This window comes from Pseudomonas mohnii (assembly GCF_900105115.1).
GTDB lineage: Bacteria > Pseudomonadota > Gammaproteobacteria > Pseudomonadales > Pseudomonadaceae > Aquipseudomonas > Aquipseudomonas mohnii.
In genome coordinates, this window is the sequence record NZ_FNRV01000001.1 from 1,737,342 (window position 1) to 1,762,030 (window position 24,689).

The 24,689-nt window shown below is 60.6% G+C and carries 26 protein-coding genes; 2 read left to right on the forward strand and 24 right to left on the reverse strand.

The annotated features are described in order from the left end of the window. Position 1: 1 nt before the first annotated feature. From ccmI to ccmA, 9 genes are all read right to left on the reverse strand, one after another. Positions 2 to 1,204 (reverse strand): c-type cytochrome biogenesis protein CcmI, encoded by a 1,203-nt coding sequence (gene ccmI, locus BLV61_RS08175; protein WP_047531934.1) that lies wholly within the window; start codon positions 1,202 to 1,204, stop codon positions 2 to 4. Then, the gene (locus BLV61_RS08180) at positions 1,201 to 1,671 is read right to left on the reverse strand and encodes a cytochrome c-type biogenesis protein (protein ID WP_047531936.1); all 471 of its coding nucleotides are present in this window, start codon (positions 1,669 to 1,671) and stop codon (positions 1,201 to 1,203) included. The genes ccmI and BLV61_RS08180 overlap by 4 nt, the downstream gene beginning before the upstream one ends. After that, positions 1,668 to 2,204, reverse strand: coding sequence for a DsbE family thiol:disulfide interchange protein (locus BLV61_RS08185; RefSeq protein ID WP_047531938.1), 537 nt, complete (start codon positions 2,202 to 2,204; stop codon positions 1,668 to 1,670). The genes BLV61_RS08180 and BLV61_RS08185 overlap by 4 nt, the downstream gene beginning before the upstream one ends. After that, a complete protein-coding gene (locus tag BLV61_RS08190; protein ID WP_047531940.1) occupies positions 2,201 to 4,189 on the reverse strand; it encodes a heme lyase CcmF/NrfE family subunit in 1,989 nt (662 codons plus the stop codon). Before BLV61_RS08190 ends, BLV61_RS08185 begins: the two co-directional genes overlap by 4 nt. Positions 4,190 to 4,192: 3 nt before the next feature. Then, positions 4,193 to 4,648, reverse strand: coding sequence for a cytochrome c maturation protein CcmE (ccmE, locus tag BLV61_RS08195; RefSeq protein WP_047531942.1), 456 nt, complete (start codon positions 4,646 to 4,648; stop codon positions 4,193 to 4,195). Continuing rightward, complete coding sequence (gene ccmD / locus BLV61_RS08200; protein ID WP_007980758.1) at positions 4,645 to 4,821, reverse strand: heme exporter protein CcmD; 177 nt, start codon at positions 4,819 to 4,821, stop codon at positions 4,645 to 4,647. Before ccmD ends, ccmE begins: the two co-directional genes overlap by 4 nt. After that, positions 4,818 to 5,573, reverse strand: a complete 756-nt coding sequence (locus tag BLV61_RS08205) for a heme ABC transporter permease (protein ID WP_047531944.1) — start codon at positions 5,571 to 5,573, stop codon at positions 4,818 to 4,820. Before BLV61_RS08205 ends, ccmD begins: the two co-directional genes overlap by 4 nt. 79 nt (positions 5,574 to 5,652) lie before the next feature. Beyond that, complete coding sequence (gene ccmB / locus BLV61_RS08210; protein WP_007980754.1) at positions 5,653 to 6,321, reverse strand: heme exporter protein CcmB; 669 nt, start codon at positions 6,319 to 6,321, stop codon at positions 5,653 to 5,655. After that, entirely contained in the window at positions 6,318 to 6,953 is a 636-nt protein-coding gene (gene ccmA / locus BLV61_RS08215; RefSeq protein WP_047531945.1) for a cytochrome c biogenesis heme-transporting ATPase CcmA, read from the reverse strand. Before ccmA ends, ccmB begins: the two co-directional genes overlap by 4 nt. Before the next feature lie 197 nt (positions 6,954 to 7,150). On the opposite strand from ccmA, the gene fliK reads away from it, so the two are divergent. Together fliK and BLV61_RS08225 are read left to right on the forward strand one after the other, a co-directional pair. Next, entirely contained in the window at positions 7,151 to 8,725 is a 1,575-nt protein-coding gene (fliK, locus tag BLV61_RS08220) for a flagellar hook-length control protein FliK (protein WP_090464104.1), read from the forward strand. Next, positions 8,722 to 9,051 (forward strand): EscU/YscU/HrcU family type III secretion system export apparatus switch protein, encoded by a 330-nt coding sequence (locus tag BLV61_RS08225; protein ID WP_047531947.1) that lies wholly within the window; start codon positions 8,722 to 8,724, stop codon positions 9,049 to 9,051. Before fliK ends, BLV61_RS08225 begins: the two co-directional genes overlap by 4 nt. 76 nt (positions 9,052 to 9,127) lie before the next feature. On the opposite strand, the gene BLV61_RS08230 is transcribed toward BLV61_RS08225, so the two are convergent. The 15 genes from BLV61_RS08230 to flhA all read right to left on the reverse strand — a co-directional run bounded on the left by BLV61_RS08230 (position 9,128) and on the right by flhA (position 24,507). Further along, positions 9,128 to 9,628 (reverse strand): DUF6622 family protein, encoded by a 501-nt coding sequence (locus BLV61_RS08230; protein WP_090464107.1) that lies wholly within the window; start codon positions 9,626 to 9,628, stop codon positions 9,128 to 9,130. A gap of 421 nt (positions 9,629 to 10,049) precedes the next feature. Beyond that, the gene (locus tag BLV61_RS08235; protein ID WP_090464110.1) at positions 10,050 to 10,445 is read right to left on the reverse strand and encodes a DUF2802 domain-containing protein; all 396 of its coding nucleotides are present in this window, start codon (positions 10,443 to 10,445) and stop codon (positions 10,050 to 10,052) included. Beyond that, positions 10,446 to 10,931: a chemotaxis protein CheW gene (locus tag BLV61_RS08240; RefSeq protein WP_007980742.1), complete on the reverse strand. Its 486-nt coding sequence runs from the start codon at positions 10,929 to 10,931 to the stop codon at positions 10,446 to 10,448. Between the two features lie 41 nt (positions 10,932 to 10,972). Beyond that, the gene (locus BLV61_RS08245; protein WP_090464113.1) at positions 10,973 to 11,890 is read right to left on the reverse strand and encodes a CheW domain-containing protein; all 918 of its coding nucleotides are present in this window, start codon (positions 11,888 to 11,890) and stop codon (positions 10,973 to 10,975) included. A gap of 126 nt (positions 11,891 to 12,016) precedes the next feature. After that, the gene (locus BLV61_RS08250; RefSeq protein ID WP_047531951.1) at positions 12,017 to 12,805 is read right to left on the reverse strand and encodes a ParA family protein; all 789 of its coding nucleotides are present in this window, start codon (positions 12,803 to 12,805) and stop codon (positions 12,017 to 12,019) included. Between the two features lie 43 nt (positions 12,806 to 12,848). Continuing rightward, positions 12,849 to 13,739, reverse strand: a complete 891-nt coding sequence (gene motD / locus BLV61_RS08255) for a flagellar motor protein MotD (protein ID WP_047531952.1) — start codon at positions 13,737 to 13,739, stop codon at positions 12,849 to 12,851. Positions 13,740 to 13,754: 15 nt separating this feature from the next. Then, positions 13,755 to 14,495 (reverse strand): flagellar motor protein, encoded by a 741-nt coding sequence (locus tag BLV61_RS08260; RefSeq protein ID WP_090464116.1) that lies wholly within the window; start codon positions 14,493 to 14,495, stop codon positions 13,755 to 13,757. Next, positions 14,495 to 15,622: a protein-glutamate methylesterase/protein-glutamine glutaminase gene (locus BLV61_RS08265; protein ID WP_090464119.1), complete on the reverse strand. Its 1,128-nt coding sequence runs from the start codon at positions 15,620 to 15,622 to the stop codon at positions 14,495 to 14,497. The genes BLV61_RS08260 and BLV61_RS08265 overlap by 1 nt, the downstream gene beginning before the upstream one ends. Positions 15,623 to 15,671: 49 nt before the next feature. Further along, positions 15,672 to 17,954, reverse strand: a complete 2,283-nt coding sequence (locus BLV61_RS08270) for a chemotaxis protein CheA (RefSeq protein ID WP_090464122.1) — start codon at positions 17,952 to 17,954, stop codon at positions 15,672 to 15,674. 54 nt (positions 17,955 to 18,008) lie between these two features. Next, complete coding sequence (locus BLV61_RS08275; protein WP_047531959.1) at positions 18,009 to 18,797, reverse strand: protein phosphatase CheZ; 789 nt, start codon at positions 18,795 to 18,797, stop codon at positions 18,009 to 18,011. Positions 18,798 to 18,816: 19 nt separating this feature from the next. Further along, a complete protein-coding gene (locus BLV61_RS08280) occupies positions 18,817 to 19,188 on the reverse strand; it encodes a chemotaxis response regulator CheY (protein WP_003183998.1) in 372 nt (123 codons plus the stop codon). 165 nt (positions 19,189 to 19,353) lie between these two features. After that, entirely contained in the window at positions 19,354 to 20,094 is a 741-nt protein-coding gene (gene fliA, locus BLV61_RS08285; RefSeq protein ID WP_047531963.1) for an RNA polymerase sigma factor FliA, read from the reverse strand. After that, on the reverse strand, positions 20,091 to 20,921 hold the full coding sequence (fleN, locus tag BLV61_RS08290; protein ID WP_008001746.1) for a flagellar synthesis regulator FleN: 831 nt from the start codon (positions 20,919 to 20,921) through the stop codon (positions 20,091 to 20,093). The genes fliA and fleN overlap by 4 nt, the downstream gene beginning before the upstream one ends. A gap of 116 nt (positions 20,922 to 21,037) precedes the next feature. Further along, the gene (flhF, locus tag BLV61_RS08295; protein WP_090464124.1) at positions 21,038 to 22,366 is read right to left on the reverse strand and encodes a flagellar biosynthesis GTPase FlhF; all 1,329 of its coding nucleotides are present in this window, start codon (positions 22,364 to 22,366) and stop codon (positions 21,038 to 21,040) included. 11 nt (positions 22,367 to 22,377) lie between these two features. Then, positions 22,378 to 24,507 carry a flagellar biosynthesis protein FlhA gene (gene flhA / locus BLV61_RS08300; RefSeq protein ID WP_047531969.1) on the reverse strand — a complete coding sequence of 710 codons (2,130 nt, stop codon included), beginning with the start codon at positions 24,505 to 24,507 and terminating at the stop codon, positions 22,378 to 22,380. Positions 24,508 to 24,689: the final 182 nt, after the last annotated feature.

A 24,689-nucleotide genomic window follows, 5' to 3' on the forward strand; every position in this document is an offset into this window, starting at 1 on the left:
GTTATTTGTCCGGGCTGTCGATGGTCAGTGTCTGCGGCGCGGTGGTGCTGCTGGCCAAAGGCTGGCTGCGACCGACCCACTCACCTGCCGTCGGTTGACCGGCACGGGAGATGCGCGCAACCAGTTGGACTTCAGGGAAGTTCGACAGTTTCAACTGCGGCATCATCGCGTCGGCGTCGCCCAGTTCGACGGTCGCCGGCAAGTCGGCCACGGTCAGGCGCTTGGCCGCCAACGGCGCGGGTGGGCCTGAAGTGGCGCGCGCGAAGATGAAGACGCTGTCGCCAGGCTGGACCTTGCCCTTCAGCTCGGCCGCCAGGTCCACATGAACCTTGAGCCGCGCAGCCGGTTTGGCTGCGGGCGCCTCGGCCACCTTGCCGCCGCTGGCCACCAGTTTCTCGGTGGCGCGGGTAATGCCGCCCTGCAGCGCCACGCGGGATTGGTCGTCCGGCGGCAATTGCTCCAACAGGCGATTCCAGTAATCGATGGCTTGCTGATAACGCTGACCTTCGAAAGCCGCGATACCCAGCAGCCCGAGGCTGGTGACTTCTTTCGGGTCAGCCTTGAGCGCTTCGTCAGTCAATGCCTGAATTTTCTCCGACCACTGCTTGCCATCGGCGAAATACTGGGCCTGAGCCCATTGCCCGAGCAGTTCCGGCTGACGACCGGCCAGGTTCACCGTGCGCTCGAAAATCTTCGCGGCATCGGCAGGACGATCCTGGGTCATGTAAGTACGACCGAGGAAATACAAGGCTTCAGCGGAATCGGGCTGCGCCGCGACCGCACGCTCCAGACGCCGGGTCATCTCTTCCATCGACTGCGGTGGCTGGGAGAATTCCCGGGTCAGCTCGACTTTGTCGCTGGCACCGAAATGCAGGTACAAACCCAGGCCCAGCACCGGCACCAGTACGGCTGCCAGCAACGGTGCCGGCTTGCCCAGGCGCGACACCCGTGGCGCGGCGACGCCTTCGGTGTCGGCGAGCAATTCACGGGCAGCTTCGGCGCGGCCGGCGTCCATTTGCGCCGCATCGAGCACGCCTTCTTCCTGCTGAGTCTGCAACTCAGCCACGCGCTCTTGATACAGCGCCACGTTCAGGGCGGTACGATCCTCTTCGAGCTGGGCGCGACGACTACGCAGAACGGGGATCAGCAGAAAACTCAGGGCCACCAGAAGCAGCAGACCTGCAGCGAGCCAGAAATCAATCATTCTTGGTTTTTATCCAACAGGTGGTCGAGGCGCTCGCGCTCCTCGGCAGAAAGCGAGCCCGGGGTGGCGGCGCGTTGCACGCGACGACGGCGGACGATCACCGCGATGATCACAAAACCGCCCAGCAGCAGACCGGCCGGGCCGAACCAGAGCAGTGCAGTCTTGGCGTTGAGAGCCGGTTTGTAGCGGACGAAGTCACCGTAGCGATCAACCATGAAATCGATGATCTGCTGGTTGTCCTTGCCCTCGCCGAGCATGCGGAAAATCTCTTTGCGCAGGTCGGCGGCGATGGGGGCGTTAGAGTCGGCGATGTCCTGATTCTGGCATTTGGGGCAACGCAACTCCTTGGTCAGCTCGCGAAAACGCTCGCGATCGCCTTCCTTGGCGAACTCATAGGTGTCGATGGCCGCCTGCGCCACACCGACCAGGCTCAAACCCAAAATGACGGCAGCGATCCAGCGCTTCATGGCTTGGCCTCGTCGACCAGCGCCTGATATTTGGCCGCCAGTTTTTCGCGCCAGACCTGCTCGTCGATCACGCCGACAAACTTGTCGCGGATGATGCCCTTGGCGTCGATGAAGAAGGTTTCCGGCGCGCCGTAGACGCCGAGGTTCAAGCCCAGGGTGCCTTCGTCATCGCGGATGTCGAGCTGGTAAGGGTTGTGGTACTCGCTCAGCCACTTCAGGGCGTCGGCATTGACGTCCTTGTAGTTGATGCCGTAGATCACCACACCCTTCTCGGCGAGTTTGTTCAGCACCGGGTGCTCGACCCGGCAGGAAATGCACCAGGTGCCCCACACGTTGACCAGCGCCGGTTTACCCAGAATGTCGGCGCGGGTCAGGGTCTTGTCGCCCTGCACCGCGGGCAGGGAAAACTCCGGGAATGGCTTGTCGATCATGGCCGAGGGCAACTCGGCCGGGTCCAGGTACAGACCGCGATACAGGAAAACAGCGACCACCAGAAAAATCACCAGTGGCAACAGCATCAACCAGCGTCTCATGCAGTGGCTCCCGACATGCCCAGTGCTTCACGCACTCGGCTTTTCACCTTGACCCGATACCGTCGATCCAGCGCCGCCAGCACACCGCCCAGGCCGGTGAGCAAGCCGCCGAACCAGATCCAGCGCACGAACGGTTTGACGTGCACGCGCACGGCCCAGGCGCCATCGCCCAGCGGCTCACCCAGTGCGACATAGAGGTCACGGGTGAAGCCGGCGTCGATCCCGGCTTCGGTCATGACCGAGTTCTGCACGGTGTATAGGCGTTTTTCCGGGTGCAGCACGCTGACTTCCCGACCGTCGCGGATCACCCGGATGGTGCCCTTGTCAGACGTGAAGTTCGGGCCTTCGAAGTGCTTGGCGCCTTCGAAGATGAAGTGATAACCGGCCAGGTCCATCGATTCGCCGGGCGCCAGGCGCAGGTCGCGCTCGGCACTGTTCTGACTCGACAGCACCACGCCGAGGGCGCAGACCGCGATGCCCAGGTGCGCCACCTGCATGCCCCAATAACTGCGTGTCAGGGTCGGCAGGCCTTTGATCAGGCCTTTGTGGCGAGTCTTGTCGAAGATGTCACGCACACCGGCCAGCAATACCCAGGCGGCGAGCAGGAAGGTCGCCAGCACCGCCCAGTTGAAATCGCCATACGCGACACCGGCCACCACAGCCAGCGCGGTGCTGCCGAGCAACACCGGGGTCAGCATGCCTGCCAGCCATTTCACCGGGGTGTCTTTCCAGCGCACGATCACGCCGACCGCCATCACCAGCATTAGCAACGCCATCAACGGAATGAACAGTGCGTTGAAATACGGTGGGCCGACCGACAGCTTGGCGCCGGTCATCGCATCCAGAACCAAGGGATACAAGGTGCCCAACAGGATCATCGAAGCCGCGACCACCAGCACCAGGTTGTTGCCCAGCAGCAGGGTTTCCCGCGACCAGAGGTTGAAGCCGACCTGACTCTTGACCACCGGTGCGCGCAGGGCAAACAGCGTCAGCGAGCCGCCGACCACAAACAACAGGAAAATCAGGATGAACACGCCGCGCTCGGGATCGGACGCAAAGGCGTGCACCGAGGTCAGCACGCCGGAACGCACCAGGAAGGTCCCCAGCAGGCTCAGCGAGAAAGCGGCGATGGCCAGCAACACGGTCCAGCTCTTGAACACGCCACGCTTTTCCGTGACCGCCAACGAGTGGATCAGCGCAGTGCCCACCAGCCATGGCATGAAGGAAGCGTTTTCCACCGGGTCCCAGAACCACCAGCCGCCCCAACCAAGTTCGTAGTAGGCCCACCACGAGCCCAGGGTGATGCCGATACCCAGGAACGCCCAGGCCACGATGGTCCAGGGGCGCGACCAACGAGCCCACGCAGCATCGAGACGACCGCCGAGCAATGCGGCAATGGCGAAGGCGAAGGCCACGGAAAAGCCGACATAGCCCATGTACAGCATCGGCGGGTGCACGATCAGGCCGATGTCTTGCAACAATGGATTGAGGTCACGACCGTCCGCCGGAATCTGCGGCAGGATCCGCGAGAACGGGTTGGACGTGAGGATCAGGAACAGCAGGAAACCAGTGCTGATCATGCCCATGACCGCCAGCACCCGCGCCAGCATCACTTGTGGCAACTGCCGGGAGAACACCGACACCGCGAAGGTCCAGCCGCCGAGGATCAGCGCCCAGAGCAGCAACGAACCTTCGTGCGCGCCCCACACGGCGCTGAATTTGTAGTACCAGGGCAACGCGCTGTTGGAGTTGCTGGCCACATAGGCGACGGAGAAGTCGTCCGTCATGAAGGCGTAGGTCAGGCAACCGAAGGCAAATACCAGAAAGGCGAACTGGCCCCAGGCGGCAGGCTGGGCCAGGCTCATCCACAAGCGGTCACCGCGCCAGGCACCGAGCAGCGGCACCACGGCCTGAACCAGCGCCAGGCACAGTGCCAGAATCATGGCCAGGTGGCCCAGTTCCGGGATGAAGATTGCGGACGTCATGGGTCAACCCTCCTTCGCAGGTGTTGGAGCAGTTTGACCACTGTCTTTGAGGGCCTTGGTCACTTCCGGTGGCATGTATTTCTCATCGTGCTTGGCCAGCACTTCATCGGCCACCACCACGCCGTCGGCGTTGAGTTTGCCCAGGGCGACGATGCCCTGCCCTTCGCGGAACAGGTCCGGGAGGATACCGCGATAGGTGATGGTGACGGACTTGTTGAAATCGGTGACGATGAACTTCACGTCCAGGGAGTCGCTGGAACGTTGCAGCGACCCCTTCTCGACCATGCCGCCGGCGCGGATGCGCGTGTCATGGGGGGCTTCGCCGTTGGCGATCTGGGTCGGGGTGTAAAACAGATTGATGTTCTGCTGCAGGGCGCTCAGGGCCAGGCCGACGGCAGCGCCGACACCGACCAGGATCCCGAGAATGATGATGAGACGCTTTTTACGCAGGGGATTCACTTGCCGTTCTCCCGGCGCAGACGACGCGCCTCTTGTTGCAGATAGCGCTTGCGGGCCAGGATCGGCGCCGCCACGTTGAGGGCCAGAACCGCCAGGCAGATGCCATAGGCTGACCAGACATACAGGCCATGATGGCCCATGGCGATGAAGTCGCCGAATGAAGCAAAACTCATCGAACGACCTCCAGGCTGTTTTCCACTTCGGCCTTCACCCAAGTGGCCCGCGACTCGCGCTTGAGCACTTCGAGGCGCATGCGCAGCAGCAACACCGCACCGAAGAAACAATAGAAACCCAGCGCCGTCAGCAACAATGGCAGCCACATTTCGGCGGGCATGGCCGGTTTTTCGGTGAGGGTGAAGGTCGCGCCCTGGTGCAGGGTGTTCCACCACTCCACCGAGTACTTGATGATCGGGATGTTGATCACACCGACAATGGCCAGCACCGCGCACGCCTTGGCCGCGCTGTCACGATTGCTGATGGCGTTGCCTAATGCAATGAGCCCGAAGTACAGGAAAAGCAGAATCAGCATGGACGTTAGTCGGGCATCCCAGACCCACCACGAGCCCCAGGTCGGTTTGCCCCAGATCGCGCCGGTGACCAGTGCCACGGCAGTCATCCAGGCGCCGATGGGCGCCGCGCATTGCAGGGCGACGTCGGCCAGTTTCATCTTCCAGACCAGTCCGACGATGCCACACACGGCCAGCATCACATAGATGGACTGCGCCAGCATGGCCGCTGGAACGTGGATATAGATGATGCGAAAACTGTTGCCCTGCTGGTAGTCAGGCGGTGCGAAGGCCAGGCCCCAGACCACACCAACACCGATCAGCAGCAACGCCGCGACACTCAGCCAGGGCAGCATTTTGCCGCTGATGCCGTAGAACCACTTGGGCGAGCCGAGCTTGTGAAACCACGTCCAGTTCATACTGTTTCCATCACGGTTGCCGCTCGTTATCACGAGTCAGCCAAAGGGTCTTTACTGGTTGTTTTTTAACCAGACCTCATTATTCGCCGACGCTGATCTTCAGGCCAGCAGCTATTGCAAAAGGTGTCAGGGTTATCGCCAGGGCGGTCAGGCTGCCAAGCCACAGGAGATAACCAGTCGCCGGCATGCCTTGCAAGGCCGCCTGCAAGGCGCCACTGCCAAGAATCAACACCGGGATGTACAACGGCAGTATCAGCAACGCCAGCAACAGGCCGCCGCGCTTCAAACCCACCGTCAGGGCCGCGCCCACCGCACCGAGCAGGCTCAGCACTGGTGTACCCAGCAATAAAGAAAGCAACAACACCGGCAGACAGGCGGCAGGCAAGCCGAGCATCAACGCCAGCAAGGGTGCGAGCAAAACCAGTGCCAGGCCGGAAAACGCCCAGTGTGCCAGCACCTTGGCCAAAACCAGAAGAGCCAGGGGGTGCGGCGAAAGGACCCACTGCTCCAGTGATCCATCTTCGAAATCACTGCGGAAAAGCCCGTCCAGCGAGAGCAAAACCGATAAAAGGGCTGCGACCCAGACCAGTCCCGGAGACAAGGTTTGCAACAATTGAGACTCGGGACCCACCGCCAAGGGGAACAACGAAACGACGATGGCGAAGAATACCAGCGGATTGGCCAACTCCGCCGGACGGCGGAACAGCAGACGGGCCTCACGGGCGACCAACAGGCCGAAAACACTCATACGGCCCATTTCCCCAGATCAATGTCGCGATAACCGGCCGGTATCCGGCTCAGGGTGTGGTGTGTGGTCAACACCACGACGCCGCCGCGCTCGCAATGCGCAGCCAGGTGCTCTTCGAGTTGGGCCACGCCCTGCTTGTCGAGGGCGGTGAACGGCTCATCGAGGATCCACAGCGGTGGACAGTCCAGGTACAACCGGGCCAGCGCCACACGGCGTTGCTGGCCTGCGGACAGGGTGTGACAGGGAACATCTTCGAAACCGCGCAATCCGACAGTTGCCAGGGCCTGCCAGATGGCGTCGTGGGAGGCCGGCTGATGCAGTGCGCAGAGCCAGCTCAAATTCTCTTCCGGGGTCAGCAGGTCCTTGATCCCCGCGGCATGGCCGATCCACAACAGGTTACGCGCCAGCTCCGTGCGTTGTTCGTTAAGCGGTTGACCGTTGAGCAGAACCTGACCGTCGGTCGGCTGCATGAGGCCCGAAAGCAGGCGTAGCAAGCTGGTTTTGCCACTGCCATTAGGGCCACTGATCTGTACCATTTCGCCACTGGCCAGTCTCAAATCGAGATTTTCGAAGAGCAGCCGAAGGTCTCGCTCACAGGCAAGGGCAACGGTTTGCAGGACAGGACTGATCAAGGGTTCAAGGGCCTTATACGGTTCAAGTCGGCTCTGGCACGGCCGTTAAAGAGAGGCAGAATAAAGGTATTGGCAGCCCGAACTAGAGAGCTGGGTCAAATATTTCAATGATTCGGCCGCCCTGTAGACAACGGGGCGGCATTATACATGCCATTTCCTACTCTAAAGAGCGCATTTTCCCAAGGTTGTGACCGCGTATGACAGTCGAAATGAACACTCCACCTCTACCGCAGACCCTACCGGCGACCGCACGTCCGCTGACGGTCAGCGGCGAGCTGATCAAGCTGCTGACGCCGATGGAGGGCCTGATCACCGCCGGTCAGACCGCCACGGCCGAAGTGCTGTCGCTCAAGCAGGCGGATCAGACTTTTCAATTGCTGCTCAAGGTCACCCTCGACAGCGGCCGTCAGACCACCGTCCAGGCCACCAGCGACCAACCGGTGGCCCAAGGCACCCGCATGGTGGTCACTCAGCCGTCGGCGAGCAACCTGGCGGTCACCGTGCAACAAGCCATTGCCTCCAGCGTCGCCACCCTCACCCGTATCGACACGGCGCAACTGCCGGTCGGCACGCTGCTGCAAGGCAAAGTGCTGACCTCCCAGGCGTTGCCGCAGGTGCCTGGCCAACCAGCGGTGTTTCGCTCGATGGTGAGCCTGCTCAATACCGTCCTGAGTGGCACTACCCTGAGCATCGAAAGCCCGCAGCCATTGCGCATCGGCACCCTGCTGAGCGCACAGGTGCAAGACACTCAGACACTGAAATTCGTGCCCTTGAGCAGTCGTCAGGAACAACTGGCGGTGACTCATCAACTGGTCGACCAGCAAAGTCGCCAAGGCTCGCTGGACGGTTTGCTCAAACTTCTGCAAGACCTGCCGGACTCCGACCAGACCTCCGTCGAGTTGCGCTCCGCCGCTTCCCGGCTGCTTGCCGGCCTGCCCGATGTTCAGCAACTGAGTACGGCCAAAGGCCTGGCCCAGGCATTACTCAACAGCGGTACGTTCCTCGAGACCAAGCTGCTGGCCGGGCAGAACCCGACACTGGCGCCTGACCTGAAGGCCGACCTGCTGAAGCTGATCGCCCAATTGACGCCAGCGCTTCAGCCCAACACCAACCTCAGCGCGATCATCGCGGCAAATACGCTGGTCCAGGCCATGCCGAATTTCGTGCGCAACGCCCTGGGCATGCTCGGCCAGGTCAGCGCCAAACCGCCGCCGACCAGTTTCCCGTTGCCCGAACGCCTGCTGCAAAATGCGGAGGGGGAAGATGACCTCGAACATCTGCTGCGCCTGGCCGCCGCTGCGGTTTCACGCCTGCAGAGCCATCAGTTGTCGAGTCTGGAACAGACCGGCGTGACCGCCGACGGGCGCCTGGTGAGCACCTGGCAACTGGAAATCCCCATGCGCAACCTGCAGGACATCGTGCCGTTGCAGGTCAAGTTCCAACGAGAAGAAGCCCCCGAAAAAGAATCGCAACAGGAACGCCGCGAGGAACGCGAGCCCAAACAGCAACTGTGGCGCGTCGACCTGGCATTCGACATGGAACCCTTGGGGCCGCTGCTGGTTCAGGCACAGCTGATCAAAGGCAGCCTGTCGAGCCAACTGTGGGCCGAGCGGCCCTACACCGCCAGCCTGATCGAAAGCAACCTGTCGGCATTGCGCGAACGTTTGCTGGCATCCGGCCTGAACGTCGGCGATCTCGATTGCCACCTCGGCACACCGCCCCAAGGCCCCCAAACCCGCCTCGAACAACGCTGGGTCGACGAAAACGCATGAATAACCCCAATGCCCCACGCCAGGCCATCGCCCTCAAATACGACGGCACCCACGCCCCTTCCCTCACGGCCAAGGGCGATGAAGAACTCGCGGAAGAAATCCTGCGGATCGCTCGCGACCATGAAGTGCCGATCTACGAAAACGCCGAGCTGGTGAAATTGTTGGCGCGCATGGAATTGGGGGACAGCATTCCGCAGGAGCTCTATCTGACGATTGCCGAGATCATTGCGTTTGCGTGGCATCTGAAGGGCAAGTTCCCGGCCGGGCACATTCCGGACGCACCCATGCTCGAAAAGGATGTCACTGAACGCGGGGATGATTACTGACGCCATCGCGAGCAATTCACGACCACAGAGGCAGCGGGCACGACCTAAACCACTGTAGGAGCGAGCAGGCTCGCGCCTACAACGACACCCTCGCACCGGTATCGGCCTTGAAAAAACGCAAAAGTCTGAGGCTGCGACCAACGATCAGACCGTTGATGATGCCTGACGCCAGTGCGGACGTTGCGACCGCCGACACGCCATCAACGAGTTCCGGGTACATCGCCTCTTGATATCCGCTGTAGTAACGCCAGGCAAAGAACCCCCAATACACAAGTAGCACCTTGGCGGTGCCATTCAGCACTAGACGTTCTCCATCGCGTACTACGCCTTGATACGAATAAAAGCGCAGTGCCAGAACCCAGCCTGCCAGCATTCCCAACGCATATACCGAGAGCGGGATTGCAGCGCCTTGGGAGAAATTCAACGAAACCAGGGAAATGGCGACAAATACCGCCGGAGTGAACTGCAGCGACCTTTTCGATTCATGACTCTTGAAACAGCCGCGCACACCGTAGTAAGTCAGGATAAAAAAGACCGCATAAACCCACAGCGGTGTACCACGCAAAATGTCGTACATATGCCTCCCTGGCATTGAGACACACTCAACCAAGCGTCGTTGAAAAACGGCGATGGTCTCAAGTCCGACGCGTTGATTCAGAGAGCCCGCGTCATCGTTAACGCCCATCGCGAGCAGGCTCGCTCCTACAGTGGTTTCAGGCCGGTCACAAAATCGGTGTTCACTGAAAATCAAATGTAGGAGCGAGCCTGCTCGCGATGGACTCAAGTGCAACGCGTTGACTCAGAAAGCCCGCGTTATCGTTAACGCCCATCGCGAGCAGGCTCGCTCCTACATTGGTTTCAGGCCGGTCACAAAATCGGTGTTCACTGAAAATCAAATGTAGGAGCGAGCCTGCTCGCGATGGACTCAAGCTCGCCGCGTTGACTCAGAAAGCACGATCGTTAACGCCCATCGCGAGCAGGCTCGCTCCTACTGGCTTTTAACTGCTCTTGTGCAACTTGCTCATCAACTCCGCTTCAGCCTGGGTCAAGCCGCAGGACTGGGTCAGTTCGTCGACGCTTGCGCCCATTCCGACCAGTCGTGCCGCCTGGGCGAACGACAGGCTGGAAGGGTCGCGCTGTTCCAGCTGGACCAGTTTGTCCGGCAATGGCGCGACGATCGCGCGCAGTTCGTGCAGGTCTTCACCCATGCGCACGCTACCGTTCTGGTAATTGTCGACGCGCTTGGCCAGCTCCTTGATGCGCTGATCACGCAGCACATCACTCTGGGCCTGTTGCGCAGCAATCAGTCGCTGACCGCGAATGTACGCCAGAAACATTGCCAGCGTGCCTGCCCAAAACAGGAACAGGACAATGACCGCCACCTCAAGAATCAATCAGATACTCTCCAGTTCCGACCATTCTTCTTCGCTCATCATCTTGTCGAGTTCGACCAGGATCAGCAGTTCGTTGTTCTTGTTGCACACGCCTTGAATGAACTTGGCGGACTCTTCGTTACCCACGTTCGGCGCGGTTTCGATTTCCGACTGACGCAGGTAAACCACTTCGGCCACGCTGTCGACCATGATCCCGACCACTTGCTTGTCGGCTTCGATGATCACGATACGGGTGTTGTCGCTGATTTCGGCGTTCATCAGGCCGAAGCGCTGACGGGTGTCGATCACGGTGACCACGTTACCGCGCAGGTTGATGATGCCCAGCACGTAGCTCGGTGCACCCGGAACCGGAGCGATTTCGGTATAGCGCAGGACTTCCTGAACGCGCATCACGTTGATGCCGTAGGTTTCGTTGTCCAGTTTGAAGGTGACCCATTGCAGGATCGGATCTTCGGAACCCTTTGCCGCCGTCGCCTTATCATTCATACCCTGACCCCTCAAGAAACCGCCCTAGCGGTATTGTTCTGTTATGTAGGTTTGTGAGCCGGCTTGCTGCCGCCCATGTGCTTGGCCCCACCGCTGGCGATCAACTCGGCCAGCGCGGAAACGTCGAGCAATGCACACATGTGTTCAATCACGGTGCCCGCCAGCCATGGCCGTTGGCCACGATGGCTGCGCCATTTGATTTCGTTCGGGTCCAGGCGCAACGAGTGGCTGACTTGATGCACCGCCAACCCCCACTCGTAGCCCTGGACCGAAATGACGTATTGCAGGCCCTGGCGGAAGTCATCGCGATAACGGTCGGGCATGACCCAACGCGCAGTGTCCAACACCTTCAGATTGCCCGCCTGGCTCGGCAGGATGCCAAGGAACCATTCCGGCTGGCCGAACAACGGCGTCAGTTCGTGCCCCGCCAGCGGGTAGATCGACCCCAGGCACACCAGCGGCACCGCCAGGGTCAAGCCAGCGACATCGAACAGCAGGCATTCGAACGGTTCGGCGGCCCAGGACGGACGGCCATCGGTTTCCTCCGGTGGCGGTGTGACCGGCGGCAGATGCACTTCGACGACCGGCGGCACCAAGGCTTGGTGCATTTCATCGGGTGGCGGGACCAGTGCCTGCAGCAACGGCGCGATGGTCGATACCGACGCCAGAACGGGGGCCGGTGCTTCGAGCACGGCGACTGCCGGCTTCGGTACTGAAGGTGTTAGTTCCGGGGCAGCAGCGACGGCGGCTTTCTGTGCATCACGGGCCTGCTCTTCGAGCACGGCCGCCTGGAACTCGTCCAGCGCAGCTTCGACTTCAATCGCTTCGACAACTTCGACGATTTCAGCAAGCGCTTGAACTTCAACCGGCAGTTCTTCGGTCGCCTCCATCAGCAAGCTGTCCAGATAAGACTGGAGCGCCAGTTGCGGACGCGAGGTGGTCTTCACCGGCCGGTTCATGGCTGCCCCCTTGCCGGAGCGAGCTTGCTCACGATAAAGGTATGAGCGGCGCCCATCCCCAGGAAGCCCGCGTTATCGTTGTCATCCATCGCGAGCAAGCTCGCTCCTACAGGGACTGGATTCATCTCACGCCACCTGCGGAACAAGTTGCGCCGCCAGCAAATGCTTGAGCAACGCACGGTAGGCAAGAACGCCCCGGCTTTTCCCGTCGAATTGCGAAGGCGTCAGCCCTGCCCGGCTGGCATCGCGCAATCGCGTGTCCACCGGAATGTAGCCTTGCCAGATGTCATCAGGGAATTTGTCGCGCAGGACACGCAGCGTGCCCAGAGACGCTTGCGTTCGGCGATCGAACAAGGTCGGCACGATGGTGAACGGCAATTCCTGTTTGCGTGACCGGTTGATCATCGCCAGGGTGTTGACCATACGCTCCAGGCCTTTCACCGCGAGGTGTTCGGTCTGCACCGGGATCACCAGCTGCTGGCTCGCCGCCAAGGCATTGACCATCAGCACGCCGAGCAACGGCGGGCTGTCGATCACCGCGTAGTCGAAGTCTTGCCACAATTGCGCCAGGCTCTTGGCAATCACCAGGCCCAGGCCACTCTGGCCCGGTGACTGACGCTCAAGGGTCGCCAGCGCCGTACTCGATGGCAGCAGGGAAATGCGTTCGTCGCTGGTGGACAGCAACAACTGGCCGGGCAGGCCCTCAGGGACGCTGCCCTTGTGCAGGAAAAGGTCGTAGTTGCTGTGTTCCAGGGTGTCGGGGTCGTAACCGAAATAGCTGGTCATGGAGCCGTGGGGGTCGAGATCGACCACGACCACGCGCTTGCCCGCCTCGGCCAGCAATCCGGCTAAAGCGATAGAGGAAGTGGTTTTACCGACACCACCCTTTTGATTGGCGACTGCCCAGACTCTCATTCGGATTGTTCCTCCCGGCCGATTGGATCGACCGAGAAATAGCTCAACGTGTTAATGCGGGTGACGGAGAATTGACGGCACCCTCTCGTCCCGGCGACTTGACCGGGGTCGGTGCAGTTTGTGTGCCAGCACGCTTCAACGCGGCGTCGGGTTGCGCATTGGCGGTTCCGGTACCCGTGAGGCTGCGTCGCACATCGAGATTACGCGACACCACCAGCACCACCCGACGATTGCGCGCCCGGCCTTCCACCGTGGCGTTATTGGCCACTGGCTGGAATTCGCCATACCCCACCGACGCCAGACGACTCGGGTTGACCCCCTGCATCGCGAGCATGCGCACGATGCTGGCCGAACGGGCCGAAGACAGTTCCCAGTTGGTCGGATACTGCGACGTGCGAATCGGTTGATCGTCGGTGAAACCCTCGACATGAATCGGGTTGTCGAACGGCTTCAGAATCGCGGCGACCTTGTCGATGATGTTGAACGCGATGTCGCTCGGCATGGCGTCGCCACTGCCAAACAACAGGCTGGAATTGAGTTCGATCTCGACCCACAACTCGTTGCCGCGCACAGTCATCTGATTGGAGCTGATCAAGTCGCCGAACGCCGCACTGATGTCGTCGGCGATGCTTTTGAGTGGATCGCTGGTGCCCGCGACACCGGCATCGACCTGATCACTGTCCTGGACCAGTGGCTTGGCCGGGGTCACGGTCTTAGGCCGTTCCTCGCCGATCGGAATGGGTTTCAAGGAGCGATCGGCGTCGGTGAAGACACCGATCAGCGCTTGGGAAATAACCTTGTACTTGCCTTCGTTGATCGAAGAGATCGAGTACATCACCACGAAGAAGGCAAAGAGCAAGGTGATGAAGTCGGCGTAGGAAACCAGCCAACGTTCATGGTTTACATGCTCTTCATGCTGGCGACGACGTGCCATAGTTCATTACCCCCATCAATCCATGAAGCCCTGAAGCTTCAACTCAATGGAGCGAGGGTTTTCACCTTCGGCGATCGACAGGATGCCTTCCAGCAGCATTTCGCGATAACGCGATTGGCGCAGCGCGATGGATTTGAGTTTCGCGGCAATCGGCAACAGCACCAGGTTGGCACTGGCCACGCCATAGATGGTGGCGACGAAGGCCACGGCGATTCCGCTGCCCAGTTGCGACGGATCCCCCAGATTGCCCATGACGTGAATCAGGCCCATCACCGCACCGATGATGCCGATGGTGGGTGCGTAACCGCCCATGCTTTCGAAGACCTTGGCAGCTTCGATGTCACGGCTTTCCTGGGTATAGAAATCGACTTCCAGAATGCTGCGGATCGCCTCGGGTTCGGCACCGTCGACCAGCAGTTGCAGGCCTTTGCGCGAGTAGTTGTCGGGTTCGGTGTCGGCCATGCCTTCCAGCCCGAGCAAGCCTTCCTTGCGCGCGGTCAGGCTCCAGTTGACGACACGGTCGACGCCACCGGCTAGATCGATGCGCGGCGGAAACAGAATCCACGCCAGAATCTGTATGGCGCGCTTGAAGGCGCTCATCGGGGATTGCAGCAACGCCGCGCCGAAGGTCCCGCCGAGTACGATCAACGCCGCCGGGCCGTTGGCCAATGCACCGAGGTGACCGCCTTCGAGGAAGTTGCCACCAATGATGGCAACGAACGCCAGAATGATCCCGATCAGGCTGAGAACGTCCATCAGACACACGCCTCGACCAAGTGCCGGCCAATGTCGTCGAGGCTATACACCGCGTCGGCGAGTTCGGCTTTGACGATGGCCATCGGCATTCCGTAGATCACGCAACTGGCTTCGTCCTGGGCCCAGATCGAACTGCCGCCCTGCTTGAGCAGGCGCGCACCTTCACGACCGTCGGCACCCATCCCGGTCAACACGACCGCCAGAACTTTGTCACCGTAGGACTTGGCGGCGGAACCGAAGGTGATGTCGACACACGGTTTGTAGTTCAGACGCTCGTCGCCCGGCAGGATTTTCACCGCGCCACGGCCGTCGATCATCATTTGCTTGCCACCCGGCGCCAGCAGCGCCAGGCCCGGACGCAAGATGTCGCCGTCTTCGGCTTCCTTGACGCTGATGCGGCAGAGCTTGTCCAGACGCTCGGCGAATGCCTTGGTGAAGGCTGCGGGCATGTGCTGGATCAGCACGATCGGTGCAGGGAAATTGGCCGGCAACTGGGTCAATACCCGTTGCAGCGCAACCGGACCGCCGGTGGAGGTGCCGATGGCGACCAGTTTGTAGGCCTTGCGTTTTGGCGCTGGCGACGAAGGCGCGTGCGCAGCACGAGCCGGAATCGGAGCCGGTGCCGGACGCGCAGGCACGTTGCTGCCGTAGCTGCTGGCGCTTGATGGCGCGGGTGTCGGGGCCGGGGCAGCGACGGGCGCCGGAGCACTGTAGGTGCTGACACGACGATTGCTGCGCGAGATGCTGAGAATCTTCTCGCACAGCAGTTGCTTGACCTTCTCGGGATTGCGCGAAATGTCTTCGAAATTCTTCGGCAGGAAATCCACCGCGCCGGCGTCCAGCGCATCCAGGGTGACCCGGGCACCTTCGTGGGTCAGCGATGAAAACATCAACACCGGAGTCGGGCAGCGCTGCATGATGTGCCGCACTGCCGTGATGCCATCCATCATCGGCATCTCGTAGTCCATGGTGATCACGTCGGGCTTGAGGGCCAGCGCCTGATCGATCGCCTCTTTTCCGTTGGTCGCCGTACCGACGACCTGGATATTCGAATCCGCTGAAAGAATTTCCGAGACGCGGCGGCGGAAAAACCCCGAATCATCCACCACCAGGACTTTGACTGCCATAAACACTCCATTAGACAGAGCGAGGCTCAGTTGCCCCGCTCCATCAGAATCAAATACGCCGCGTGGCGTAACGCTTGAGCATGCTCGGAACATCGAGAATCAGCGCGATGCGACCGTCACCGGTAATGGTGGCGCCCGACATGCCTGGGGTTCCCTGGAGCATTTTGCCCAATGGCTTGATGACCACTTCTTCCTGGCCCACCAGTTGATCGACGACGAAGCCGATCCGCTGAGTGCCCACCGAAAGGATCACCACATGGCCCTCGCGCTGCTCTTCGTGAGCGGCGGAGCTGACCAGCCAGCGTTTGAGGTAGAACAACGGCAGCGCCTTGTCCCGAACGATCACCACTTCCTGGCCGTCCACGACGTTGGTGGTCGACAGGTCGAGGTGGAAAATTTCGTTGACGTTCACCAGCGGGAACGCGAACGCCTGGTTGCCGAGCATGACCATCAGCGTCGGCATGATCGCCAGGGTCAATGGCACCTTGATGACGATCTTCGAACCCTGGCCCTTGGCCGAGTAGATGTTGATCGAGCCGTTGAGCTGGGAAATCTTGGTTTTCACCACGTCCATGCCCACGCCACGACCCGACACGTCGGAGATCTCGGTCTTGGTCGAGAAGCCCGGGGCGAAGATCAGGTTGTAGCACTCGGTGTCGCTCAGGCGATCGGCCGCGTCCTTGTCCATCACACCGCGTTTTACCGCGATGGAACGCAGGACGTTCGGGTCCATGCCCTTGCCGTCATCGGAGATCGACAGCAGGATGTGGTCGCCTTCCTGTTCCGCGGCCAGGATCACCTTGCCACCGCGGGCCTTGCCCGAGGCTTCGCGCTCTTCCGGCGACTCGATACCGTGGTCGACTGCGTTGCGGACCAAGTGGACCAACGGGTCGGCCAGGGCCTCGACGAGGTTCTTGTCGAGGTCGGTTTCTTCGCCGACCAGCTCCAGGTTGATCTCTTTCTTGAGCTGGCGAGCCAGGTCGCGAACCAGACGCGGGAAGCGCCCGAAGACTTTCTTGATCGGTTGCATCCGGGTCTTCATGACCGCGGTCTGCAGATCGGCGGTGACCACATCGAGGTTCGACACAGCCTTGGACATGGCCTCATCGGCGCTGTTGGCACCCAGGCGAACCAGGCGGTTACGCACCAACACCAATTCGCCGACCATGTTCATGATTTCGTCGAGACGTGCGGTGTCGACCCGCACGGTTGTCTCTGCTTCACTGGCCGGCTTTTCGTGCGCCGGGGCCGAGGCCGGGGCCGGGGCGCGGGCCGGAGCCGGTGCAGTGGCTGGCGCGGGTGCCGCGGCTGGCGCCGGTGCTTCGGCTTTAGGCTCGGTAGCCTTCGCCACCGGTTTCGGGGCCTCGGCCTTGGCCACGGGCGTCGCCACCGAAGCACTGGCGCCGGTAGCAGTACCGACTTCAGTGAACTTGCCTTTGCCGTGCAATTCGTCGAGCAGCGATTCGAACTCGTGATCGCTGATCAGATCGCTGCCCGCCACCGCGGCGTTTGGCGCTGCTGGCGTTGGCACCGAAGCGATGGCCGACTCCAGCGCATCGACAGCAAAGTTGCCCTTGCCGTGCAGCTGATCGAGCAAGGCTTCGAATTCGTCGTCGGTGATATCGGAGCTGTCGCCCGCCTCTTTCGGGGCTTGCGGTTCCGTGGGCGCAGCAGGCGTCGCCACCGCATCGACGGCGAACTGACCTTTACCGTGCAGTTGATCGAGCAACGACTCGAACTCGGCATCGGTGATTTCGTCACTGGCGGCGGCAGCGCCGTCCGGTACTGGAGCAGCTGCTGGCGCTTCAGCCTGGGCCTTGACGGCATTCAGCGAGTCCAGCAGTTGTTCGAATTCGTTGTCGGTGATGTCGCCCGAGTCGCTTTCGGCAACAGGCTCTTGCACCACTTCAACTGCGGGCGCAGGAGCCGCCTCGTCAGCGGTTTGCGGCTCGGCCAGACGGGCCAGCGCCGCAAGCAATTCGGGTGTGGCCGCCGTGATCGGACTGCGCTCGCGGACTTCGCCGAACATGCCGTTCACCGCGTCCAGTGCTTCGAGAACCACGTCCATCAATTCCGAGTCAACGCGACGCTCGCCCTTGCGCAGGATGTCGAACACGTTCTCGGCGATGTGACAGCACTCCACCAGCTCATTGAGCTGAAGGAAGCCGGCGCCCCCTTTTACAGTGTGAAAACCGCGAAAAATTGCATTGAGCAAGTCCGCATCATCCGGCCGGCTTTCCAGCTCGACCAGTTGCTCGGACAGTTGCTCTAGAATCTCGCCGGCCTCAACCAGGAAATCCTGAAGGATCTCTTCATCGGCGCCGAAGCTCATTAAGGGGGTGCTCCTACAGGTCTAAAAACCCAAAAAACCTAAAATTCTAAAACGCTAAAATCCCAGGCTGGATAACAAATCGTCCACATCGTCCTGACCGGACACAACGTCTTCTCTTTTATCGGCATGAATCTGCGGACCTTCACCCTGAGAGAGATGTTTTTGTGGATCTTTTTCTGCAAGCATCGCTTCACGGTCATGTTCGATGCCCGCGAAGCGGTCCACCTGACTGGCCATGAGCACGAGCTTGAGCAGGTTGCTTTCGACTTCGGTGACCAGAAGGGTCACACGCTTGATCACCTGACCGGTGAGGTCCTGGTAATCCTGGGCAAGCAGGATGTCGTTCAGGTTGCTCGACACCGCGCGGTTGTCTGCGCTGCTGCGCGACAGGAACCCGTCGACTCGCCGGGCCAGCTCGCGGAACTCTTCAGCCCCGACTTCGCGACGCATGAACCGCCCCCAGTCCGTGCTCAAGGCCTGGGCTTCATCAGCCAGGCTGTTGACCAGCGGCGTGGCGGTTTCCACCAGGTCCATGGTGCGGTTGGCTGCGGCCTCGGTCAGCTTGACCACATAACCCAGACGCTCGGTGGCGTCGGTGATCTGTGACACCTCCTCGGCTTGCGGCATGTGCGGGTCAATCTGGAAATTGACGATCGCACTATGCAGCTCGCGGGTGAGCTTGCCCACTTCCTGGTACAGGCCGCGGTCACGGGTCTGGTTGAGCTCATGGATCAATTGCACAGCATCGCCGAACCTGCCTTTTTCAAGGCTCGCGACCAGTTCGACGGCGTGTTTTTTCAGGGTCGATTCGAAATCGCCCTGCGATGATTCGTTATGTCCCATAGCTCCCCCGTGGCGCAGTTCAACCAATGCGTTCGAAAATCTTCTCGATTTTTTCTTTCAACGCCTGGGCCGTGAAGGGTTTGACCACATAGCCGTTAACGCCCGCCTGGGCCGCTTCGATGATCTGCTCGCGCTTGGCTTCAGCGGTCACCATCAACACTGGCAGATGCTTGAGTTTTTCATCGGCACGCACGTGGCGCAGCAGATCAATACCGGTCATGCCAGGCATGTTCCAGTCCGTCACCAGAAAGTCGATGCTCCCGCTGTTGAGAACCGGAATGGCAGTAGTGCCATCGTCGGCCTCGACCGTGTTGGTGAACCCAAGGTCACGCAACAGGTTTTTTATGATCCGCCGCATCGTTGAGAAGTCATCAACGATGAGGATTTTCATGTTCTTGTCCAATTCGACCTCCAAGCAGACTAAAACGCGCCCAGCACCTGGACGCGCCATTTCAATCAATCTGGCAAAGCACTTAATAACAGTCCGGAGTACAACGGATCGAGACCGGCGCGGTTAATACCCCACCAGTCACGTCGCAGTGCCCCCACACTGCCTTCAGCGCGCTCGCCACTCTCCCAAACGCCCCCGCAAGCGGGCCGCGCACTGGCTGTGTAACTGGCTGACCCGAGATTCGCTAACCCCCAGGACCTCACCGATTTCCTTGAGATTCAACTCTTCGTCGTAGTACAGCGCCAACACCAGTCGCTCGCGCTCCGGCAAATTGGCAATCGCATCCGCCAGCGCCGCCTGGAAGCGTTCATCTTCCAGATCGCGTGACGGCTCGAGATGAGCACTCGCGCCATCCTCGTGCAGCCCTTCGTGTTCGCCGTCCTGCAACAGATCGTCGAAGCTGAACAACCGGCTGCCCAGGGTGTCGTTCAAAATCCCGTAATAATCATCGAGACTCAATTGGAGTTCGGCCGCAACTTCGTGATCTTTAGCGTCACGGCCGGTTTTAGCTTCAATCGAGCGAATTGCGTCGCTGACCATGCGCGTGTTGCGGTGAACCGAACGAGGCGCCCAGTCCCCCTTGCGCACTTCATCGAGCATGGCGCCGCGGATTCGTATGCCCGCGTACGTTTCGAAACTCGCGCCTTTGCTGGCGTCGTATTTGGCCGACACTTCCAGCAGGCCGATCATCCCGGCCTGGATCAGGTCTTCGACCTGGACACTGGCCGGCAGACGCGCCAGCAAATGGTAGGCAATGCGTTTAACCAGTGGCGCGTAACGCTCGATCAACTCGTACTGCGCATCACGTGCCGACTTCTTGTAAAGGTTGTAACCGCTGGCGGTCATAGCACGGGTCCTGCCGTTTGTTGCACGAGGCGCTCAACGAAAAACTCCAGGTGTCCGCGCGGGTTGGCAGGCAGCGGCCAGGTGTCGACTTTTTGGGCTATAGCCTTGAACGCCAGCGAGCACTTGGAGCGCGGGAACGCTTCGTAGACGGCACGTTGCTTCTGTACCGCCTTGCGTACGCTTTCGTCGTAAGGCACGGCACCGACATATTGCAGGGCGACGTCGAGAAAGCGATCCGTGACCTTGGTCAGTTTGGCGAACAGATTGCGGCCTTCCTGCGGGCTCTGCGCCATGTTGGCCAGGACCCGGAAACGGTTCATGCCGTAATCGCGGTTGAGCAATTTGATCAAGGCGTAGGCGTCGGTGATCGAAGTCGGCTCATCGCAGACCACCAGCAAGACTTCCTGCGCCGCGCGAACAAAACTGACTACCGAGTCACCAATACCCGCAGCGGTGTCGATCACCAGTACGTCGAGGTTGTCGCCGATGTCGCTGAAGGCCTGGATCAGGCCGGCGTGTTGCGCCGGACTCAGATGAACCATGCTCTGGGTGCCGGACGCGGCCGGCACGATGCGGATGCCGCCCGGCCCCTGCAACAGGACGTCACGCAGCTCGCAGCGGCCTTCGATTACGTCGGCCAGGGTACGTTTGGGTGTCAGGCCCAGGAGAACGTCGACGTTCGCCAGCCCCAGGTCGGCGTCCAGCAGCATGACGCGACGGCCAAGCTCAGCTAAAGCCAGGGACAAGTTCACTGACACGTTAGTCTTCCCGACGCCACCTTTGCCGCCGGTCACCGCGATCACCTGTACGGGATGCATGCTGCCCATGTTATTTCTTTACCTTGTCTTGCATAGACGGAGGCCACATTACTGGCTGCGCGTTCTCAACCGGAACAATGCATGGCAGACCATCGATGTAGGTACAAAAACTATTCATTTTTACCTCAGCCAACCTGCTTTGTCGGACTGTGGTAGATGTCAGCGAACATGTCAGCCATGGCTTCTTCGCTGGGTTCTTCCTGCATTTGCACGCTAACGGCGCGACTGACCAACTGATGACGACGCGGCAGATGCACATCATCCGGAATCCGCGGGCCATCGGTCAGGTAGGCCACCGGCAGTTCATGACTGATGGCCAGGCTCAACACCTCGCCCAGACTGGCCGTTTCATCCAGTTTAGTCAGGATGCAGCCGGCGAGCCCGCAGCGCTTGTAACTGTGATAAGCGGCGGTTAGAACCTGTTTCTGGCTGGTGGTTGCCAGAACCAGATAATTTTTCGATTTGATGCCCCGACCGGCCAGGCTTTCGAGCTGCATGCGCAGGGCCGGATCACTGGCCTGTAGGCCGGCGGTATCGATCAGCACCACGCGCTTGCGCAGCAAGGGATCCAGCGCCTGCACCAGGGATTGCCCCGGATCGACATGGGTCACCGACACATTGAGAATCCGACCAAGGGTCTTGAGCTGCTCCTGGGCACCGATGCGGAAGCTGTCCATGCTCACCAGCGCGATGTTCTGCGGGCCGTACTTGAGCACGTAACGGGCGGCCAGCTTGGCCAGGGTGGTGGTCTTGCCCATGCCGGCGGGGCCGACCATGGCAATCACGCCGCCCTCTTCCAGCGGCTCCATTTCCGGCGTAGCGATCATCCGCGCCAGGTGCGCCAGCAGCATGCGCCAGGCCTGACGGGGTTCGTCGATATCGGTGATCAGCGCCAGCAGATCCCGCGACAACGGGCCGGACAGGCCGATGCGCTGCAAACGGCGCCACAGGTTCGCCTGATCCGGACGACTGCCTTGCAGTTGATTCCAGGCCAGGGAGCCGAGCTGTACTTCCATTAGCTCACGCAAGCTGTTGAGTTCGAAACGCATGGAGTCCAACGCCCGCGGGTCCACACCACTCGACGCTGGCGCAGCAGCGGGTGCAGGACGGCGGGGTTCGGCATACGTGGGTTCGATCAACGGCTCGGCAGCGGTCAACGGCAAGCCGGCGAACAATTGACGATTGGTGCCAATGTCGCTCTCGCCATCGCCTCGCAGGCTCAATTCAGCCTGGGCGGTGACGATCCGCGATTGCGTCTTGCGCAGCTCGTCCTCAAGCTCCATGTTCGGCACACGCGGGGCCAGCGCCGACAGCTTGTAATCCAGGGCAGCCGTGAGTTCGACACCACCGGCGATACGGCGGTTGCCAATGATGGCGGCGTCGGCGCCCAGCTCATCACGAACCAGCTTCATGGCCTGACGCATATCGGCGGCGAAAAAACGCTTAACTTGCATAAACCACTACCTCAGCCGTTGGGCCCTACTGTCGCAACGATGGTCACTTGCTTGTTGTCAGGAATTTCCTGGTAAGCCAACACGTGCAAACCCGGGACTGCCAGCCGGCCAAATCGCGAAAGCATCGCGCGAACCGGACCAGCGACCAGCAGAATCACCGGTTGACCTTGCATCTCTTGACGCTGTGCCGCATCGATCAACGAGCGCTGCAGCTTCTCAGCCATACTTGGCTCCAGCAGGACGCCCTCTTCAGAGCCTTGTCCTGCCTTCTGCAGACTATTGAGCAATATTTGTTCCAACCTTGGCTCCAGAGTGATAACCGGTAGCTGCGACTCAGTGCCTACAATGCTTTGGACGATTGCGCGGGATACGCCGACGCGCACGGCGGCCACCAAGGCGGCAGTATCTTGACTCTTGGCGGCATTGTTCGCGATGGCTTCGGCGATGCTGCGAATGTCCCGCACCGGCACCTGCTCGGCCAATAGCGCCTGCAGCACCTTGAGCAACTGCGACAGCGAAACCACGCCCGGCACCAGCTCTTCTGCCAGTTTTGGCGAGCTTTTGGCCAGCAACTGCATGAGTTGCTGCACTTCTTCGTGGCCGATCAGCTCGCTCGAATGCTTGTACAAAATCTGGTTCAAGTGGGTTGCCACTACTGTACTGGCATCGACCACGGTATAGCCGAGCGATTGCGCCTGTGCACGCTGGCTGATTTCGATCCAGACCGCCTCCAGGCCAAAAGCCGGATCTTTGGCGGTGATGCCATTGAGCGTCCCGTAGACCTGCCCCGGGTTAATCGCCAACTCGCGTTCCGGGTAAATCTCCGCCTCGGCCAGGATCACCCCCATGAGGGTCAAGCGATAGGCACTGGGTGCCAGGTCGAGGTTGTCACGTATATGCACGGTGGGCATCAGGAACCCGAGGTCCTGAGAGAGCTTCTTGCGCACGCCCTTGATTCGCGCGAGCAACTGGCCACCCTGGTTTCGGTCCACCAGCGGAATCAGGCGATAACCCACTTCCAGGCCGATCATGTCGATAGGCGTCACATCGTCCCAACCCAGCTCCTTGGTTTCCTGGGCGCGAGCCGGCGAAGGCAACAGTTCTTGCTGACGCTTGGCCTCTTGCAGCGCCTGGACCTTGGACACGTTCTGCTTCTTCCAGAACAGGTAGGCGCCGCCTGCCGCCAGGGCCGCCATGCTCAGGAACGAGAAATGCGGCATGCCGGGCACCAGGCCCATGACCGCCATCAAGCCAGCGGCCACCGCCAGCGCCTTGGGCGAGGCGAACATCTGGCGATTGATCTGCTTGCCCATGTCTTCCGAACCGGAAGCACGGGTCACCATGATCGCGGCAGCGGTCGACAACAACAGTGATGGCAATTGCGCCACCAAACCGTCACCGATGGTCAACAGCGCGTACACCTTGCCGGCATCGGCAAAGTTCATGTTGTGCTGGAAGATCCCGACCGCCATGCCGCCGATCAGGTTGATGAACAGAATCAGCAGGCCGGCAATGGCGTCACCGCGAACAAACTTGCTGGCACCGTCCATGGAACCGTAGAACTCGGCTTCCTGGGCCACTTCCATCCGGCGCAGCTTGGCTTGATTCTGATCGATCAGGCCGGCGTTGAGGTCGGCGTCGATGGCCATCTGTTTACCGGGCATCGCGTCCAGGGTGAAACGCGCGCTGACCTCGGAGATGCGTCCGGCACCCTTGGTCACCACGACGAAGTTGATGATCATCAGAATCGCAAACACCACGATACCGACCACGTAGTTACCGCCGATCACCACCTCACCGAAAGCCTGGATCACCTTACCGGCAGCGGCGTGGCCGTCCTGACCATGGAGCATCACCACCCGCGTGGAGGCCACGTTCAACGCCAGCCGCAACAACGTCGCCACCAGCAGAATGGTCGGGAACACCGCGAAATCCAGCGGCCGCAAGGCGTACACGCACACCAGCAGCACGACGATCGACAGGGCAATGTTGAAAGTGAAGAACACGTCGAGCAGGAACGGCGGCACCGGCAACATCATCATCGCCAGCATGACCAGCAGCAACAGCGGCACACCCAGATTGCCTCGACTGAGGTCAGCGATATTGCTGCGGGCACTGTTGATTAACTGAGAGCGATCCACCGGTTTTCCCCGTTCCTTTAAAGCAAACTTTTGACGCCTGAAGCGGGCGCAGAGCGGCTACTGCAAGAAGCCTTCCAACTTTTGCGAAGGGAGAAACAGATGTTTTTTTCTGGGGGATATGGATGGCCTGGACGGACGTGCTCACGGGCTTGCGCTTTTGCAACACTTCTTCCGGAACCATC

Coding starts and splice junctions, on each gene's coding strand:
- BLV61_RS08245 (WP_090464113.1), bottom strand. CDS start 11,890: ATGAACCGGCCGGTGAAGACCACCTCGCGTCCGCAACTGGCGCTCCAG.
- ccmI (WP_047531934.1), bottom strand. CDS start 1,204: ATGATTGATTTCTGGCTCGCTGCAGGTCTGCTGCTTCTGGTGGCCCTG.
- BLV61_RS08280 (WP_003183998.1), bottom strand. CDS start 19,188: ATGAAAATCCTCATCGTTGATGACTTCTCAACGATGCGGCGGATCATA.
- BLV61_RS08250 (WP_047531951.1), bottom strand. CDS start 12,805: ATGAGAGTCTGGGCAGTCGCCAATCAAAAGGGTGGTGTCGGTAAAACC.
- BLV61_RS08270 (WP_090464122.1), bottom strand. CDS start 17,954: ATGAGCTTCGGCGCCGATGAAGAGATCCTTCAGGATTTCCTGGTTGAG.
- BLV61_RS08180 (WP_047531936.1), bottom strand. CDS start 1,671: ATGAAGCGCTGGATCGCTGCCGTCATTTTGGGTTTGAGCCTGGTCGGT.
- ccmB (WP_007980754.1), bottom strand. CDS start 6,321: ATGAGTGTTTTCGGCCTGTTGGTCGCCCGTGAGGCCCGTCTGCTGTTC.
- fliK (WP_090464104.1), top strand. CDS start 7,151: ATGACAGTCGAAATGAACACTCCACCTCTACCGCAGACCCTACCGGCG.
- fleN (WP_008001746.1), bottom strand. CDS start 20,921: ATGGGCAGCATGCATCCCGTACAGGTGATCGCGGTGACCGGCGGCAAA.
- BLV61_RS08265 (WP_090464119.1), bottom strand. CDS start 15,622: ATGGCAGTCAAAGTCCTGGTGGTGGATGATTCGGGGTTTTTCCGCCGC.
- flhF (WP_090464124.1), bottom strand. CDS start 22,366: ATGCAAGTTAAGCGTTTTTTCGCCGCCGATATGCGTCAGGCCATGAAG.
- BLV61_RS08240 (WP_007980742.1), bottom strand. CDS start 10,931: ATGAATGATAAGGCGACGGCGGCAAAGGGTTCCGAAGATCCGATCCTG.
- BLV61_RS08225 (WP_047531947.1), top strand. CDS start 8,722: ATGAATAACCCCAATGCCCCACGCCAGGCCATCGCCCTCAAATACGAC.
- motD (WP_047531952.1), bottom strand. CDS start 13,739: ATGGCACGTCGTCGCCAGCATGAAGAGCATGTAAACCATGAACGTTGG.
- fliA (WP_047531963.1), bottom strand. CDS start 20,094: ATGACCGCCAGCGGTTACAACCTTTACAAGAAGTCGGCACGTGATGCG.
- BLV61_RS08230 (WP_090464107.1), bottom strand. CDS start 9,628: ATGTACGACATTTTGCGTGGTACACCGCTGTGGGTTTATGCGGTCTTT.
- BLV61_RS08275 (WP_047531959.1), bottom strand. CDS start 18,797: ATGGGACATAACGAATCATCGCAGGGCGATTTCGAATCGACCCTGAAA.
- ccmD (WP_007980758.1), bottom strand. CDS start 4,821: ATGAGTTTTGCTTCATTCGGCGACTTCATCGCCATGGGCCATCATGGC.
- BLV61_RS08260 (WP_090464116.1), bottom strand. CDS start 14,495: ATGGACGTTCTCAGCCTGATCGGGATCATTCTGGCGTTCGTTGCCATC.
- BLV61_RS08205 (WP_047531944.1), bottom strand. CDS start 5,573: ATGAACTGGACGTGGTTTCACAAGCTCGGCTCGCCCAAGTGGTTCTAC.
- BLV61_RS08185 (WP_047531938.1), bottom strand. CDS start 2,204: ATGAGACGCTGGTTGATGCTGTTGCCACTGGTGATTTTTCTGGTGGTC.
- BLV61_RS08190 (WP_047531940.1), bottom strand. CDS start 4,189: ATGACGTCCGCAATCTTCATCCCGGAACTGGGCCACCTGGCCATGATT.